The sequence below is a fragment of the Methylobacterium aerolatum genome, from assembly GCF_022179085.1.
GTDB lineage: Bacteria > Pseudomonadota > Alphaproteobacteria > Rhizobiales > Beijerinckiaceae > Methylobacterium > Methylobacterium aerolatum.
This window is the reverse complement of record NZ_BPQE01000004.1, coordinates 178,948-194,528: the sequence shown is the minus strand read 5'-3', so window position 1 is coordinate 194,528 and position 15,581 is coordinate 178,948. Positions and strand designations below refer to the sequence as shown.

12 protein-coding genes are annotated in these 15,581 nt (G+C 71.3%); 2 read left to right on the top strand and 10 right to left on the bottom strand.

Features of this window, described 5'->3' with window-relative positions:
* Window positions 1–79: 79 nt before the first annotated feature.
* The 4 genes from MFF06_RS03350 to clpS form a co-directional block, all read right to left on the bottom strand.
* Window positions 80–1,387, bottom strand: a complete 1,308-nt coding sequence (locus MFF06_RS03350; protein WP_306421643.1) for a flavin monoamine oxidase family protein — start codon at window positions 1,385–1,387, stop codon at window positions 80–82.
* Between the two features lie 54 nt (window positions 1,388–1,441).
* Window positions 1,442–1,717: a hypothetical protein gene (locus MFF06_RS03345; RefSeq protein WP_238201584.1), complete on the bottom strand. Its 276-nt coding sequence runs from the start codon at window positions 1,715–1,717 to the stop codon at window positions 1,442–1,444.
* Between the two features lie 91 nt (window positions 1,718–1,808).
* Window positions 1,809–4,289, bottom strand: a complete 2,481-nt coding sequence (gene clpA, locus MFF06_RS03340; protein WP_238201583.1) for an ATP-dependent Clp protease ATP-binding subunit ClpA — start codon at window positions 4,287–4,289, stop codon at window positions 1,809–1,811.
* Between the two features lie 37 nt (window positions 4,290–4,326).
* Entirely contained in the window at window positions 4,327–4,725 is a 399-nt protein-coding gene (clpS, locus tag MFF06_RS03335) for an ATP-dependent Clp protease adapter ClpS (protein WP_370876584.1), read from the bottom strand.
* 677 nt (window positions 4,726–5,402) lie between these two features.
* Here clpS and MFF06_RS03330 point away from each other — a divergent pair.
* Window positions 5,403–6,884, top strand: coding sequence for a D-alanyl-D-alanine carboxypeptidase (locus MFF06_RS03330; RefSeq protein WP_238201582.1), 1,482 nt, complete (start codon window positions 5,403–5,405; stop codon window positions 6,882–6,884).
* Window positions 6,885–6,980: 96 nt separating this feature from the next.
* Here MFF06_RS03330 and MFF06_RS03325 read toward each other — a convergent pair whose 3' ends face one another.
* Genes MFF06_RS03325 through MFF06_RS03315 form a run of 3 tightly spaced genes read right to left on the bottom strand, consistent with a single transcriptional unit; the run spans window position 6,981 to window position 9,105 of the window.
* A complete protein-coding gene (locus MFF06_RS03325; RefSeq protein ID WP_238201581.1) occupies window positions 6,981–7,691 on the bottom strand; it encodes a DnaJ domain-containing protein in 711 nt (236 codons plus the stop codon).
* The gene (locus tag MFF06_RS03320) at window positions 7,691–7,966 is read right to left on the bottom strand and encodes a hypothetical protein (protein WP_238201580.1); all 276 of its coding nucleotides are present in this window, start codon (window positions 7,964–7,966) and stop codon (window positions 7,691–7,693) included. The genes MFF06_RS03325 and MFF06_RS03320 overlap by 1 nt, the downstream gene beginning before the upstream one ends.
* Window positions 7,963–9,105, bottom strand: a complete 1,143-nt coding sequence (locus MFF06_RS03315) for a S1C family serine protease (RefSeq protein ID WP_238201579.1) — start codon at window positions 9,103–9,105, stop codon at window positions 7,963–7,965. Before MFF06_RS03315 ends, MFF06_RS03320 begins: the two co-directional genes overlap by 4 nt.
* 394 nt (window positions 9,106–9,499) lie before the next feature.
* On the opposite strand from MFF06_RS03315, the gene MFF06_RS03310 reads away from it, so the two are divergent.
* Window positions 9,500–9,715, top strand: coding sequence for a hypothetical protein (locus MFF06_RS03310; protein WP_238201578.1), 216 nt, complete (start codon window positions 9,500–9,502; stop codon window positions 9,713–9,715).
* 171 nt (window positions 9,716–9,886) lie between these two features.
* Here the strand turns inward: MFF06_RS03310 and MFF06_RS03305 are convergent, their stop codons facing one another.
* From MFF06_RS03305 to MFF06_RS03295, 3 genes are all read right to left on the bottom strand, one after another.
* Entirely contained in the window at window positions 9,887–13,324 is a 3,438-nt protein-coding gene (locus MFF06_RS03305) for an SbcC/MukB-like Walker B domain-containing protein (RefSeq protein ID WP_238201577.1), read from the bottom strand.
* Window positions 13,325–13,567: 243 nt separating this feature from the next.
* Window positions 13,568–14,191: a DUF4194 domain-containing protein gene (locus tag MFF06_RS03300; RefSeq protein ID WP_238201576.1), complete on the bottom strand. Its 624-nt coding sequence runs from the start codon at window positions 14,189–14,191 to the stop codon at window positions 13,568–13,570.
* A complete protein-coding gene (locus tag MFF06_RS03295; protein WP_238201575.1) occupies window positions 14,184–15,566 on the bottom strand; it encodes a Wadjet anti-phage system protein JetA family protein in 1,383 nt (460 codons plus the stop codon). Before MFF06_RS03295 ends, MFF06_RS03300 begins: the two co-directional genes overlap by 8 nt.
* Between the last annotated feature and the right edge of the window lie 15 nt (window positions 15,567–15,581).

Here is a 15,581-nt window from a genome sequence, read left to right as displayed (position 1 = left end):
CACGGCTGCGGAAGCGTTATCGAGGGGCGCCAGAGGCCGGCCAGGGTAACGGGCGGTGCGCGAACACGGGCGGCGTGGCTTACGCCGGAAGCCTCTTGAGGACCTCGCGGGCGGCCCGCTCCCCGTCGAGGGTGGCACCGCCCACCGTCATCGCGCCGCCACCGGCCAGCGCTTCCCCGGCGAAGAAAAGGCGCTCTCCCACCGGCCGCTGAAGGGCGTCCCGCGCCTCCGCGTGGCCGGGGGCCACGATCGAGTAGGAACCGAGCGCGTGAGGGTCGGTCCACCAGCCCGCCAAGCGGCCGCCTGTCACGGCGCCCGCCGCCTTCGCTCCGAGGACGGAGGCGAGGCGCGCCGTCGCCAAAGCCACGGCTGCGGCCTCGCCCGCGCGGCAGACCTCGCGCGCGAGGTCGCCGCCGAGGTTGGCCACCGCCAGCGGATACCCGAAAGGGCCCATCTCGAGGTAGAGGGTCGGCCCGCCGGTGGCGAGGGTGACGGCATCGCCCACCGCCGCCGCATCCACCTTCGTGGGGTCGAGGCGCAGGGCGATCTTGGTGTAGGCGCCCATCGAGAGGCCATCGAGGGCCGTGCGGGCTGGATCGGGGAGGGCGGGCGTGATCCTGGGATTGCCGCTCTTCAGGACGCCGACGGGCAGGGTAACGATGGCCGCGACGGCCTCGATCGCCCCCTGTTGTGTCGCCACGCGCACGCCCCGGCCCGACCAATCGAGCCCGGTGACGGCACAGGAGAGGCGCACGGGCAGGTGCGCGAAATGCCGGGCGACGAGGTCGCCGTAGCCATCGACCCAGAGGTCGCTGCCGGACCATAGGCGATCGTAGTCGGCGGCCGACACCCGCGCCGGATCCTCGCCGAGGGACAGGCGACTCAGTCCGGCCGCGGCGTTGACGGCCGCCGGACCGCCCGGCGCGGCCTCGGCCGCCAGGGATTCGTCCCGGCCCTTCGGCGCAAGGAGGTCGTCAAGCCCACTGAAGCCCGCCCGCCGGGCCGCCCGTTCCGCCTCGGTGGCCGGGCGCCCATCGATGACGAGGTTGCGGGCCCAGCCCTCCCGGTCGTTGATCCGCGCCCCGGCCCTGCGGGCGATGGACGACCACGGGTTGCGCTCGGCCCAGTGGATGTACTGCGCGCCGGCATCGAAGGGACAGTCCGGCCCGAGGCTGCGGTCCGTATGGGCGCGACCGCCGATCCGGCCACGCGCCTCCAGGATCACGAAAGGCTGCCCGGCCTGCCGGAGGATCTCCGCCGCCGCGAGCCCCGCCGCGCCGGCACCGATGACGGCGACGAGGCCGTCCCGCGCCCGCGCGGGGCGGGGGAGGGCGGCGGCGAGCCCCAGGCCCAGGAGGGTCCGGCGGTTGAGCAGCAGGTCGGGCATCGTGGCGGCCCCGTCGGCGTGCGGCCCCCCGGCTCCCGCGGAGTGCCACGGGCGTCAGGTCTTATTGCGCTTTTCCATCATGGCCTTGACCTGCATGAGCTGGTCCCAGACCTGCCCCGGCGAGGATCCCATGAATTCGAAGCCAGCCGCGATGCCCCAGTAGATCCCCAGGCAGATCAACGGCACGAGCACCCAGGCCAGAATCTCCTCGGCCCGGCGGCGCCGACGGCGGCGCTGTCGGCGCAATTCGCGGCCGGTGGGTTTCTGCGGCTGCGCCTGGGGCGCCAGCGGCACGGGGTTGAGGGGGCCTTCCCGCCAGTCTTCAGTCATCGGGCGCCTCCTCGCCGCGGCGCTTCCACGTCGCGGCGGTCATAGACCGGGTGACCGCCGACCGGAAGCCTCTGTTCCGGCCGGCGAAACCTTACACCCGGACCAGAGGCACTTTTGGCACGGTCTTGATGCCGCCGCCGGAGCCGCCGCCGCCCTTGTTGTCCTTGGGCGTCTTCTTGCGGGCGACGGAGCGGGGCTTGGCCCGCTTCTTCTTGGCGACGTCGGCCACGTCCTTCTCGGGCTTCGGGGTGGCGGGTCCCGCCGGGAACTCGAAGGTCAGAGATTCCTTCGCCCCCGCCTTCGCCTCGGCATCCTCGGGCTTACGCACCACGACGCGCACGGCGCCACCATCCTTCAGCTTGCCGAAGAGAACCTCGTCGGCCAGCGGCGTCTTGATGGTGGACTGGATCAGACGGGCCATGGGCCGGGCGCCCATCGCGTCGTCGTAGCCGTGCTCCACCAGCCAGTCGCGCGCCTCGTCGGACAGCTCGATCGTGACGTTGCGGTCGGCGAGTTGCGCCTCCAGCTGGAGGACGAACTTGTCCACCACCTTGGCGACGACCTCCTTCGGCAGGTGCCCGAAGGAGATGATCGCGTCGAGACGGTTGCGGAATTCCGGCGCGAACAGCCGGTTGATCGCCTCCACGTCATCGCCCGATCGCTTGGACTGCGTGAAGCCGTAGGCCGACTTCGCGAGGTCGGAGGCGCCCGCATTCGACGTCATGATGATGATGACGTTGCGGAAATCGACCTGCTTGCCGTTGTGGTCGGTGAGCTTACCGTGGTCCATCACCTGCAACAGGATGTTGAACAGGTCCGGGTGGGCCTTCTCGATCTCGTCGAGCAGCAGCACGCAGTGCGGGTGCTGGTCGATCCCGTCGGTGAGCAGGCCGCCCTGGTCGAAGCCCACGTAGCCGGGGGGCGCGCCGATGAGTCGGCTCACCGTGTGCCGCTCCATGTACTCCGACATGTCGAACCGCAGCATCTCGACGCCGAGCGAGGCGGCAAGCTGCTTGGCGGCCTCGGTCTTGCCGACGCCGGTCGGGCCCGCGAACAGGTACGAGCCGATGGGCTTGTCCGGGTCGCGCAGGCCGGCGCGGGCCAGCTTGATCGCCGAGGTGAGGGCCTCGATGGCGTTGGGCTGGCCGTAGACCACCCGCTTCAGGTTCTCGGTCAGGTGCTGGAGCACCACCGCGTCGTCCTTGGAGACGGTCTTGGGCGGGATGCGGGCCATCGTGGCGATGGTCGCCTCGATCTCCTTGATGCCGATGGTGCGCTTGCGGCGCGCCTCGGGCACTAGCATCTGCGAGGCGCCGGTCTCGTCGATCACGTCGATCGCCTTATCCGGCAACTTGCGGTCGTTGATGTAGCGGGCCGACAGCTCCACGGCGGCCTTCACGGCCTCGGTCGTGTACTTGAGCTTGTGGAACTCCTCGAAATACGGGCGCAGACCCTTCACGATCTCGATGGCGTCCGGGATCGAGGGCTCGTTCACGTCGATCTTCTGGAAGCGGCGGACGAGGGCTCGGTCCTTCTCGAAGTACTGGCGGTACTCCTTGTAGGTGGTCGAGCCGATGCAGCGCAGGGTCCCCGAGGCCAGGGCCGGCTTCAGCAGGTTCGAGGCATCCATCGCGCCGCCCGACGTCGCACCGGCGCCGATCACCGTGTGGATCTCGTCGATGAACATGATGGCGTTCGGGTGCGCCTCGATCTCCTTCATCACCTGCTTGAGGCGCTCCTCGAAGTCGCCCCGGTAGCGGGTGCCGGCGAGCAGGGTGCCCATGTCGAGGGAGAAGACCGTCGCCTCGGCGAGCACCTCCGGCACCTCGTGCTGGATGATCTTGCGGGCCAGTCCCTCCGCGATGGCGGTCTTGCCCACGCCCGGATCGCCCACCAGCAGCGGGTTGTTCTTCTGGCGGCGGCAGAGCACTTGGATCGTCCGCTCGACCTCTGCGTGGCGGCCGATCAGCGGGTCGATCTTGCCCTCGCGGGCCTTCTTGTTGAGGTTGACGCAGTAGGCGTCGAGGGCGTCGCCCTTCTTCTTGGTGCCGCGGCCCTCGCTCTCCTCGGCCGGACGCTCGGAGGCACCTTCCTCCTCCGCGCCGCGCACGGGCTTCGAATCGCTGGCGCCGGGGCGCTTGGCGATGCCGTGGCTGATGTAGTTCACCGCGTCGTAGCGGGTCATGTCCTGCTCTTGCAGGAAGTAGGCGGCGTGGCTCTCGCGCTCGGCGAAGATCGCCACGAGCACGTTCGCACCCGTCACCTCCTCGCGGCCGGAGGATTGGACGTGGATCACCGCCCGCTGGATCACCCGCTGGAAGCCCGCCGTGGGCTTCGCGTCGTGGCGCCCGTCGCCCGTCAGGTTCGAGAGTTCGGTATCGACGTACTCGACGAGGCTGCGCCGCAGCGTGTCGATCTCGACATTGCAGGCCCGCATGACCGCGGCCGCGTCCTGGTCGTCGACCAGGGCCAGGAGGAGATGTTCGAGCGTCGCGTATTCGTGGCGGCGTTCGCCGGCCAGGGCGAGCGCCCGGTGGAGGGCTTGTTCTAGGCTACGTGAGAAGCTTGGCAAAGCGGGCCTCTGTGTGGGTGCCTACCGCGAACGGCGCCTATTTCTTTTCCATAACGCACTGGAGAGGATGTTGGTGCTTGCGCGCAAAGTCCATGACCTGCGTCACCTTGGTCTCAGCGACCTCGTAGGTGAACACGCCGCACTCGCCGACCCCGTTCTGATGCACGTGCATCATGATCCGGTACGCGTCCTCGTGAGTCTTGTTGAAGAACCGCTCGACGACCAGCACGACGAATTCCATCGGCGTGTAGTCGTCGTTCAGGAGGAGAACGCGGTAGAGGCTCGGCCGTTTCGTGCGCGGCTTGGTGCGGGTGATGATCGCCGTGTTCGAGCGATCGTCGCCGCCCGGCTCCCGCGATCCCGAGGCCGTCACCACAGATCCGTTGCGCCCGCCTGTGCCAGCGTGCTCCGTTCCCATCATCGGGATCCGTGTCATATCCGTCGAACCGATCCCATCATGCGGGGCTGGCACCTGTCGCCGGCCGTCGATCGGCTGAAGCGGCATCGGCGGTCCGAGCCCTCGTCTCTCCTCCCGCCAATCTACAGACCGTGAGCCGACTTCGCCAGACGCCTGCGCGCTCGTGTCCGTCATTCCCGGCGCGCGAGGGGTCCGTGTCATCGGTTTCGCGCGCTCCCGGGGACCGCCATCCGCCCGGAGGGCCCGACGGCGAGGTCGTCCGATCGCCGCTCGGCGCGATCGACCCACGCGATGAGACCCGTCTGCGCGTCTCCGGCACGGTGCAGGGCCGTCGCGCCGAACGGGATCGCGGCGAAGGGCCTCGTCGAGGCGAGCGGTCCGGGCAAAACCAAATGTCCGGGCGAGTCAAAGGGGCCGGGGGAGGCGAAGGGCTGCAGGATCGACGCCTCCTTCGTGCCGGCCGCGCACGGTCGGCGGGGATGCCCCGGGGCGGCGAGGGGGAGTTTGTGCGCCGCGCCAGCCAGCGTCAAGCGATGTTGCGGCCGGCATGAAACGCGGTTCTCGTCGTTCCGATTAACCCGCCCGTAACCGCAGCGCCGCATCTTTCGACAAGCATACGGACGCACCCCGACGACGGGCGTCCACCAGAGGGCGGTGACCGGCGTGGAGCCGGTGGTGCGAGGGCGTACGGGCGCATGCGTAAGGTTGAAGTACCCGGCCGGACAACCCGTGCGGTTCCGGTCGCGCTCGTCGCGGTTGCGGTTCTCTCGGCCCTCACGATCCCGGCGGATGCCCGGCGCGGGCGCCATGCCCGCCACGCCGCCCATCACCGCCATGTCAGCGGCGGCGGCTACAATCCGCCCTTCGCGGCGATGGTGGTGGACGCCAAGACGGGCAAGACCCTGCACGCGGTGAACGAGGACGCCCTGCGTCACCCGGCCTCCATCACCAAGGTGATGACGCTCTACATGCTGTTCGAGCAGATGGAGCGCGGCAAGTTCGCCCTCGATTCCGACCTGTCGATCTCGGCTCACGCCGCCGCGCAGGCCCCCTCGAAGCTCGGCCTGCGCCCTGGCCAGACCATCTCCGTCGAGGACGCGATCAAGGCCATCGTCACCAAGTCGGCCAACGACGTGGCCTGCGCCATCGGCGAGAACATCGCCGGCTCCGAGGAGCGCTTCGCGCAGATGATGACCGCCAAGGCGCGGGCGCTGGGCATGAGCCGCACCCACTACGCCAACGCCTCGGGCCTGCCCGATCCGGACCAGCTCACCACCGCCCGCGACCTGACGATTCTGGCCCGGGCGATCCAAGACCGGTTTCCGCACTACTACCGCTACTTCCAGACCCGCTCCTTCGCCTTCCGCGGCCGGGTCATCGGCAACCACAACCGCCTGCTCGGCAATGTCGAAGGCGTGGACGGGATCAAGACCGGCTACACCCGCGATTCCGGCTTCAACCTGATGACGGCGGCGAAGTCCGACGGGCACCAGATCGTCGCCATCGTGCTGGGCGGCAAGTCGGGCGGCAGCCGCGACGCCATCATGGCCCAGCTCGTCCGGGCGAACCTGCCGAAGGCCTATGCCGGCGCCCGCATCGCCCCCCCGGTCACCGAGGTGGCCGAGCGCGCCCGTCCAGCCGTCGTCGCCGACGGCATCTCCCGCACCCGCACCCAGGTCGCCTCGGCGGAGGACGACGACGTGGAGACCACGAACTCCACGGGCGAGCCCCTCGACATCTCCCCCGCCCGCACCACCACCCCCGGCAACGGCCTGCGCGCGGCGTCCCCCGCCCTGCCGAAATCGGCCCAGGCCTATGCGGAGCAGCCGAGCCAGCCCGCCTTCCCGAGCCTCGGCAAGATCGCGGCCCGCATCTCCTCCAACGAGCGGGACGAGCCGCCGAAGGCCCTGTCCGGCCCGAAGGTGACGCCCACCGCCTGGGTGATCCAGCTTGGCGCCATGGACGACGAGGACAAGGCCCGCTCCATGCTGAGCCAGGCGCGGGCGAAGGTCGGCGGCTCGCTCTCCAAGGCGGCCCCCTACACGGTGAAGGTCGAGCACGGCGGGGCGACCCTGTACCGGGCCCGCTTCTCCGGCTTCTCGGAACAGGAATCGGCGCAGGATGCCTGCACCGCCCTGAAGCGCAGCGGCTACAGCTGCTTCGCCACGCGGAGCTGATCCGCTCGGGATTCAAGCGAGATCCGGGCGCCGCGAGAGAACGCCCGGCTGTGTGACGCGTACGACGTAACCCGTACCTGGCAACGCGCGTGGAGTTCAGCGATGTCGGTTCAGAAGTCGATCCCGGGCCGCGTTGAGGCGCGCCGCCCCCTCGGCGCTGCCTCCCTGGTCGGGGTGGGCGCGCTTCATGAGCGTCCGGTGGGCCGTCCGGATCTCCTCAGTGGCCGCCCCGCGCTGAAGCCCCAGGATCTGGTACGCCTCCTCCTGCGTCATCGCCCCTGGCTTCGCCGGGCCGCCCGCCCACGGGTCGCGATCACGCTCAGCGTCTACACGCCAGCCGGGCGCCCGGCGGTCGAGATAAGCCTCTAGCAGCGCCGCACCCTGCGGGTCCTCCGACAGGCACAGGGCGCGCAGGGCCAGCAGGGCGGGCCGGTCGAGGCGGTCGAGCATCGCCCCCGCCATCGGGCCCGACCGGACCCGGCCGCCGTCCGGCGCGCCCTCGGCCGTGAGCGTCATCGCGATCAGGCGCGTGCGCACGACCCGCGTGAGCGGGACCCGCGACGGGACGAGAGAGCGCAGGCGCCGGCCGACGCCCACCGGTCCTTCCAGTGCCCAGAGCCCGCCGAGGCCGAGCAGGGCGGCGAGGATCAGGTTGCCGTGGAGCATCATCCCGGCGGCGAGTGCCACGGCGGCCCAGCCCGCGATCCGGTGCCGGGGAAGGGCGGCGGCGATGCGCGCGAGACCTCCCGGCGTCTTCGAGAGCCACCACAGGGCGAAGCAGACGGCCAGTCCCAGGGCGAGGACCATCAGCGGCGCGCGCCGAACTCGGCGGCGGCCCGCCCGCCGATCCGCACCGTCGTCCCGTTTCCGAGATCCACGAACCCGTCGCGCCGTCCCCCGGCCGCCGGACGATCGCGCCCCGCGCAGCCCGGCTGCGGCGGCAGGTGAACGCCCTCGGGCAGGTCGTCCGGGCAGAGGGACGGCCGGGGACGCTCCGCCGCCGGGGGTGAGGTCGTGAGGGCGGCCGAGGTGGCGGCGCAGGCCAGGGCCACCGCGAGGACCGGGGCGGGGAGGCGGATCATTGGCGGTTCTCCGCGACATCCGTGGTGCCGACGCGGACGCGCCGCATCTGGCCGTTGCGCAGGATCCCGAGTTCGACGCTGGCGCCGACTCCGGCCTGGGCGATGGCGGCGGTGAAATCGGCGAGCCGGTGGACGTCCTGCCCGTCCACCGAGACGATGATGTCGCCGATGGCCCCGGTCTGCGGATCGACGCCGCGCAGGCCCGCTTGGCCGGCGGGCGATCCCCGCAGGACGCGCAGGATCACCACGCCGTCGATCCCGAGACGGGCGGCGGTCGCCTCCTGGCCGGCGATGATGCCGATGCCGGGGTTGCGCATCCGCCCCGCCCGGATCAGCTCGGGCACGACCCGGTTCACCACATCGACGGGGATGGCGAAGCCGATCCCCGCGCTCGCGCCGGACGGCGAGACGATGGCCGTGTTCACGCCGATCAGGCGGCCGGCGGAATCGAGCAGCGGCCCGCCGGAATTGCCGGGATTGATGGCGGCGTCCGTCTGGATCACCCCGGAGATCTCCCGCCCCTCGCTCGTCGGCATCCGGCGGCGGACGGCGCTGATCACGCCCGTGGTCAGGGTGTGGTCGAGGCCGAAGGGGTTTCCGATGGCAAAGGTGGACTGGCCGACCTTCAGGTCCGCCGAGGTGCCGATCGCCAAGGGGGGCGGCAGGTGCGCGGTACGCCCGAGGCGCAGGACGGCGAGGTCGTAGGAGGGGGCCATGCCGACGAGGGTCGCGGGCACCACGTCCCCCGAACTGAGGCGCACCGAAACCGAGCCGCCCGATTGCGCGGCGGCCTGCACCACGTGGGTGTTCGTCACGACGTGCCCGGCGCCGTCCCAGACGAAGCCCGTGCCGGTCTGCGTGCCGCCGTTGCCGCCGCCTTCGCCCTCACCCTCGTTCTCGATATCGAGGAGGCCGCGATCCTGTGCCGCAGCCTGGGCGAAGACGTGCACCACCGAGGGGCTCGCCCTCTCGAACAGGGCGATGGTCGACTTCTCCGACTCCGCGAGATCGCCCCGGGCCGCCACGAGCCGGGGGCCCTGCGCCGAGTAGAACAGGGGGGTGAGGTACGGCTGGGCCACGGCGAGCGCGAGCAGCAGCAGGAGGACGGCCCAAACGATGCGCCGCGTGCGGTCCGGCACAGGGATCTCCGGGATCGGGGGGTAGGGAAGCCGCTTACGGCCACGTCTTAAGTGCGCGTTCAGGTTCGAAGCGTCAACAAGAGGCCACGCACCGGGTTACATCCGCTCCTATAGCGGCGCCGGCGCAGCTAACGGAATGGTCATGTTTCGGGTGTGACAATCATCGCAAGTGCAGAAGGCGGATCGAGCCACCAATTCCAGTTGTGATCGTCACCGACGGCCACATCTTCGCCCCGAAGGCGGAGGGCACCTGGAACGGCGCGCCAATTGATCTCAAAGCTGCCGCAGAGAAGCTTGTATTCGAAGCTAGGTATTCGCCGCAGCCCCGGCCGGGTCCGCGGCGGGCTAGCGTCTGACAACCACTCAAGGTTTACGGAAGAAAGAGAAGAGGACCATGGAAACCGAAGCCCTCGAACGGCCCGCCGATCTGACGATCTGGCGCACGGCCCCGGCGAGCGCCCCGCTCGCGCAGCCCGAGCGGTACGGCACCCTGCGCGAGGCCATCGCCGCCGCCGCGGGCGCCCTTCGCGACCCTGCCAAGCAGCCCTGGATCATCACCGAGGAGGGCGAGATCCTCTCCCCGAACTGGATCCGGACGTATCTGAACTGACCTTTCGAAGGGAGCGCACCGCGCTCCCTTTTTTTCGAATTCGCGCCGCGCTCCTTGCAGGCCAACCCCGTCATTGCGAGCGTAGCGAAGCAATGACGGAGAGGGTTGGGTCGCGACGGCGGGTCACGGCAAAGCCGCGCCCTCTGTGCATCACGAGGAAAGCGGGGATCGCTATTCCGCCGCGTCCCGCCGGCGGAACCCCTCGATCCCCCGGTGGTCGGGGTTGATGGCGTGCAGCGCCCGGCGCGCCGCCTCCAGCGGATGCTCGGATTCGATCCTGACCGATGACAGGTCCGGACTTTTGTAGACCGTGACGATGGTGTCCATCACCTCGGTGAGCGTGGTGCGCTTGTCCTCGGGCGCGGCGATCAGCAACTGCAGGCCCCAGGCGCGGTAAAGGTCGACCAGGGCCTGGCTGTTGCGCACGTCGAGCTTCGAGAACGCCTCGTCCAGCAGGCACAGCCCAAGCCCCGGATGCTCCGCCCCCGGCCGGTCGCCGGGGTAGTAGGCGCTGGCCAGCGAGGCCGCGATGGCGACGTAGAACGGCGCCTGCGCCTCGCCGCCGGAGCCGCGCAGGGCGCGGGCGGACATGGTGGTGCGGTTGCCCGCCTTGTCCTTCATCCCGATCTCGTAGACGAAGTAGTTGCGGTAGTCGGCGAGCCGGCTCGCATCCTCCTCGCCCGCGATGAGGGCGGTGATCTCGGCGAGCGCCGAGGCCATGGAGCCCTCGACCTCACCCGACAGCAGCGCCTGGGCCGCCTCCGGCGAGCGCGCGGCCTCGACGGCCAGGGCGTGGACCGCCGCGTAGCGCCGGTCCACCGCTGCCTCGAAGGCGTAGGTCTGGCCGGTGAAGGAGCGAGCGGACAGCCGCTCGTTGAGGGCCGCGAGGCGGGTATGGACCCGTTCGAACCGGTCCGCGAGGCGGGCCAAGAGGTCCTCGGTCATAAGGCGGCGCATCTCGGCCTCGGCGCGGGCGGCCTGATCGCGGTAGCGGCGCAGCTCGTGGCCCTCCACCGCCTCGTACTCGCGCTTCACCCAGGCATAGCCCTCGATGGCCGCGACATCGCCGGCGCGGAGCGGGTTCTCGATCCGCCATGTCGCGCAGGCCTCGGCCAACTCCCGCTCGGCCATGCGGCCGTGGGAGCGGGCCGCGTCCGCCGCCTCGCGGGCCAGCGTCCGCTCCGAGGCGGCGAGCGCCCCGGCGGCCTTGGCGTCCAGCCCCGCCAGCGCCCGCCGGGCGGCGACGATGACCGCCGGGTCGAACACCTCCATCCGGGCCACCCGGACCCGGGCGGCATCGCCCCCCTGGCACTGGCGCAATGCCGCCCGCCGCGCGGCGAAGGCGGCGCGGGCCGCCTCGCGGACGGTGCCGAGCCGGGCGCCCAAGGCCGCCTCGTCGGCGAGCAGCCGGTCAAGCTTCGGCTCCAGCTCCTCCGAGAGTTCACGCAGGTAGGCGACGCGCTCGGCGTTCAGCGCCGCGATCTCGGCGTCGAGCCCCGCCGTGTCGCGCTTCTCGATCTCGGCCCGCTCGGTGGTGAGGGAGCGGCGGCGGCCCTCCAGCCCGTCGAGTTCGCCGCGCAAGGCATCCACATCGTCGAGGCCGCGCTCGATCCGCGCCCGGATGGTGGCCGCCGTGCGGGCCGCCTCGCGCAAGACCGCCGCCTCGCCGCGCAGCCGCCGGGCCTCGGCGGCGGCGGTCTCGTGCAGGCGGCGGCTCTCCGGCGTCGGCCCGCGATGGCCGCGGGTCATCATCAGATCGACGCCCCGCGTGACGGAATAGGCCATCCCGGCGGTGGTGCGGCCGCTCGGCGCCACGGCGCGGGAAAGGTGGGCGAGTTCCGCATCGTTGCGGGCGAGGTCGTAGCCGCCGATCCGCACGCCGAGGAAGGCGCGGGCATGGGGATCGTCCGTGGCGATCACCGACATCGCGCCGTCGTCGTCGTAGCGGGCGCGCTGGCGGGCGGTGTCGGTGGTCTTGACGAGGATGCAGCGGTGGAAGCGGTCCCGTCCCGCCTGGAGGACGGAGAAGGCGTCCTCCAGCCGGTTCGGCTCCACGATCAGCGCCTCCCGGGCGCGGCCGAGCAGGGCTTCCAGGGCCGGCCCCCAGGTCGGGTCGGTGATCTCGGCGCATTCGCAGATTGCGACCGAGTCGATCCCCTTGCGATCGAGTTCGGCGCGGAAGGCCAGGGTGTCGGAGGCGAGCCGCACGCCGGTGCCGGCGCCGGGACGGGGTGCGGTCCGCTCGGCCTCGGCCTCGGCGCTGCGGGCCTTCAACGCCGCGTCCTCCGCCGCCCGCTCCAGCGCCTCGTCGAAGGGAGTCAGCCGGGACAGGCCCTCGACCAGTTCGGCGAGCGCGCCGTCGGTCCTCAGGATGTCGGCGGGGGGCGACTCCTTGCGGAGGGCCGCCCGGGCGCAGGCTTCGGCGAGCCGCGCGGCCTGCGGCGCCACGGGCCGCAGCACCGGCACCACCGCCTGGAGCCGCGCCATCTGTCCGACGAGGCCGACGAGGTCCGCGACGCGGGCGGCGAATTCCTTCCGGTCCCGGTCCAGCATGGAGAGGCCGAGATCGGCGGCGGCGAGGCGGTCGCCCACTGCGCTGCCGGCCTTCAGCGCCTTCTTCTCCGCGATCTCCCGGTCGATGTCGCGGACGAAGCCCCGGCTGTCGGAGACCCGCTCGCGGGCAAGGCGCAGGGTGTCGGACCCCTCCCGTAGGCGGGCGCGGACGGCGGCGAGGTCGAGGCTGCGGCGGCGTAACTCGGCGATGGCGCCCTTCAGCTCGTGCTCCGAGGCGGCGACCACCGCCTCGCCCCAGGAGTCGTAGCGGTCCCGCAGGCGCTTCAGGCGGATGAGCCGGGTTTCGAGTTCGCCCAGCGTGTCGAGGAGCGACTTCCAGGTGGCGATGGACTGGCGCACCCGGTCGACGTTCAGGGGCTCGGGGTCGAGGACGAAGGCCCGCACGAAGGCGCTGGTGTCGAAGATCGGCTTGAAGGCGACGGCGTTGGCGAAGCTGCGCAGGAAGTGGCGCGGCTCCGGCGGCGGCGCGCCCTCGCGCAGGGCCGAGAGCAGGTCGGCGGTGAAGCGCTCGCCAGAGGTGCGGTACTCCGTGAAGCTCTCGGCCTTGGCCTTCAGGTCGGCGGCGATCTCCGACCACGGGGCGGTGAAGGTCCCCGTATCGGTGGTGCGGGCGTAGTCGGCGATGGCGAAGCGGTGGCCGATGGCGATGAAGCGGGAGAGGACCGTTTCCTTGGCTTCCTCCGCCCGCGCCGCGAGGGCGAGGCCCGCCGTCACCACCCGGCCGGAGGAGGGGTTCTCGAAGGTCAGGGCGAGGATCGTCTCGCAGGCTTCCCGCGTCGGACGCCCGCCCTCGGCAGGGTCGCTGATCCAGCCGAGGCAATAGTCCCGCACCGTCCGCGCGCTGCGCCCCGAGGCCGAGGCGTTCAGCGCCAGCCGGCTCGCGTTGTTGCCCGCGAGCACCGTGCCCACCGCATCGAAGATCGTGGACTTGCCCGCGCCCGTCGGACCGACCAGCGCCGCCGCGCCGCGGATGCGGATCTGCTCGCGGCGGATCAGGTACCAGTTCGAGATCGCGATGTCGGTCAGTAGGTACAAGGGATGCAGTCCGCCCGCCGGCTTCGGGAGCCGGAGGAGTTGGCCGGACTCTGGCCGCGACGCAAGGGGAGGCATTTTTTCGGGAGGTACTCGACTCACAAGGCGCTCATTCGCACGACGCTCTGACTCCCCCTTGTGGGGAGGGTCGGGGTGGGGGTGGTTCCGAACCGAGCGAGGCGGTGCCTTCTGAACCTCCCCGACCCCCGACCCCTCCCCACAAGGGGGAGGGGGACTGCGCGCACCTCACCCCCGCGCATCGGCCCAACCCCGCAGCCGCTCCATCCAGGCGTCGGAGGCCAGCACGGCGAGGCCCGGCAGAAGGGCCAGCGGCGTGACCCGCTCGATCCGGTCGCGCTCACCGAGCTTGAGGCCGCCCCGGCGGGCGACGAGGCGGAGGATCTCGCCGAGGCGCGCCTCCTCCGGCGGGTCGTTGCGGGCGGCGGTGCGGATCTTTTCCACGATCTCGTCCGTGGTGCATTCGACGATGCCGTCCGTGCCGACACGGGCGTCCCGCAGCCCCTCCTCGTAGAGCAGACGCAGGGCAAGCAGCACCAGGGTCTCGTCCTTGCGTAGGCGCTCGCCCGCCATGTCGTAGCGCGGCGCGTCCGGGGCAGGGCCGAGGGACACCATCTGGTCCCGGTGGGCAATCGTCATGCCGTAGCCGAGGCAGGCGAAGTAATCCGTGAAGAACGGCGCGTAATGCCTTGCCAGCTCGTAGGTTCGGCCGATGCCGGGCGTGTCGGCGTAGATCACCTGCGCTTTGAGCATCACTTGAAGAGACCGGATCAACTCCTCGGCGTCCGGGGCGCGGCTGCCGGGGGGCGGGGGCTCGTCGCCGTCGATGATGGCGCGGAAGGGCTCAAGCATGGGACGATCCTCGGTCCCGGCGCTCCACCACGAAATCGGGACAGTCGAGCCAGCCGTTGGTCAGCCGTTCGGTGAGGTGGGTGACGGCGTAGTCGCGCGCGAGTTGGCCCTCGAACAGGAGGTCGATCTCCCGCAGGCGCTGGAACACCACGAACTCATCCACGTCGGCGATGGCGAGGCCCGATCCCCGGAGCGGAGCGCCTCCGGCGAGGCGATCCTCCACGAAGTCGCGCATCCGCTCCGGCGTCACCGTCACCCGGCGGCGGAAGTCGGCCTTGGCGGCGGCGAAGGCATCCACCGCCGGGTCGAGGTCGAGGTCGGGCAGGGCCTCGATGACGATCTCGAGCTTGCGCGTCCGTGGCGTCTGAAGATGCGGCTCGCCGATGGGCGGGCGCAGGAGAGAGAGGTCGGCGGCCACGTCGGGGGCCTCGTCCGCCTCGCCCACCGCCTGGAGGAGGGCGGCGATGCGCTCGGTGGTGCCGGGATCGGGTGCCTCGGCGTAGCGCAGGGTCGCGCCGATCCGCCGCTCCAGCCGGGCCACCACCGCATCGACGGCATCGAGGTGGGTGTCGACGCCCTCGAACACCGTGAGGATCTGGGAGAGGTCGGCCCGTACGGTGCGTTCGCCCGCCACGAGGTCGGCGGCCCGGCCCTCGCGCACCGCCCCCTCGGCGAGCGCGCGCACGCCGAGGGCGTCTCCGAGCGCCCGGTGGGCGAGACGCACGACGCTGGCGCGGAAGCGGAACGGGTTGAAGCGGGTGTGGAGCGTCCGGTAATCGCGGATCAGGTGCCGCTCCACGAACTCCTCGAAGAACAGGCGGAAGGAAGCCGCCCGGTCGGGTTCGCGCAGGATGCGCTCCTCGACCTTGCGCATTCCCGCCGCCAACCCGCGGACATGGGCGAGGAACCCGTCCGCCGCGCGGGCGGCGTTGGCGAGCGACTCGGAGCGGTTGGCGGGGTCGGCGAGCGCGCTTTCCAGGCCGCCGAGCACGTCGAGCACCGCGCCGCCGTAGGAGCGGGTCTCGCCGCGCTCCAGGCGGGACAACTCTTCGAGGAGGAGGCGCGCCTCCGGGTCGAATTCGACCACGGGGACGTAGCGCTCCCGGCGCTCGATCAGCCAGCCGGTCTCGACGAGGCGGCGGTAGGGCACCGCCCGGCGCTCCACCGGGTCCGGCGGCACCGGCTCGTCGCCGTGGACCTCGGGCTCCGTCCAGCCGGCGGCGAAGTCGCCGATTTCGGCCAGGAGCTCGGCTTTACGAACCGGCTCGGCGCCGAGCACCCTGCGGTGAAGGTGCAGCAGCAAGGCGGCGTTGAAGGCGCGGCTCGGCGAGGCGAGCGGCCGGAAGAGATCGTCGGAGAGCTGCGCGAACAGCATGGGAAAACGGGCCCC

What these genes read in the sequence shown, in the direction of transcription:
- MFF06_RS03350 (WP_306421643.1), bottom strand. Translation starts at nt 1,387, where the DNA reads ATGCCCGACCTGCTGCTCAACCGCCGGACCCTCCTGGGCCTGGGGCTC.
- MFF06_RS03345 (WP_238201584.1), bottom strand. Translation starts at nt 1,717, where the DNA reads ATGACTGAAGACTGGCGGGAAGGCCCCCTCAACCCCGTGCCGCTGGCG.
- clpS (WP_370876584.1), bottom strand. Translation starts at nt 4,725, where the DNA reads ATGACACGGATCCCGATGATGGGAACGGAGCACGCTGGCACAGGCGGG.
- MFF06_RS03330 (WP_238201582.1), top strand. Translation starts at nt 5,403, where the DNA reads ATGCGTAAGGTTGAAGTACCCGGCCGGACAACCCGTGCGGTTCCGGTC.
- MFF06_RS03325 (WP_238201581.1), bottom strand. Translation starts at nt 7,691, where the DNA reads ATGGTCCTCGCCCTGGGACTGGCCGTCTGCTTCGCCCTGTGGTGGCTC.
- MFF06_RS03320 (WP_238201580.1), bottom strand. Translation starts at nt 7,966, where the DNA reads ATGATCCGCCTCCCCGCCCCGGTCCTCGCGGTGGCCCTGGCCTGCGCC.
- MFF06_RS03310 (WP_238201578.1), top strand. Translation starts at nt 9,500, where the DNA reads ATGGAAACCGAAGCCCTCGAACGGCCCGCCGATCTGACGATCTGGCGC.
- MFF06_RS03300 (WP_238201576.1), bottom strand. Translation starts at nt 14,191, where the DNA reads ATGCTTGAGCCCTTCCGCGCCATCATCGACGGCGACGAGCCCCCGCCC.
- MFF06_RS03295 (WP_238201575.1), bottom strand. Translation starts at nt 15,566, where the DNA reads ATGCTGTTCGCGCAGCTCTCCGACGATCTCTTCCGGCCGCTCGCCTCG.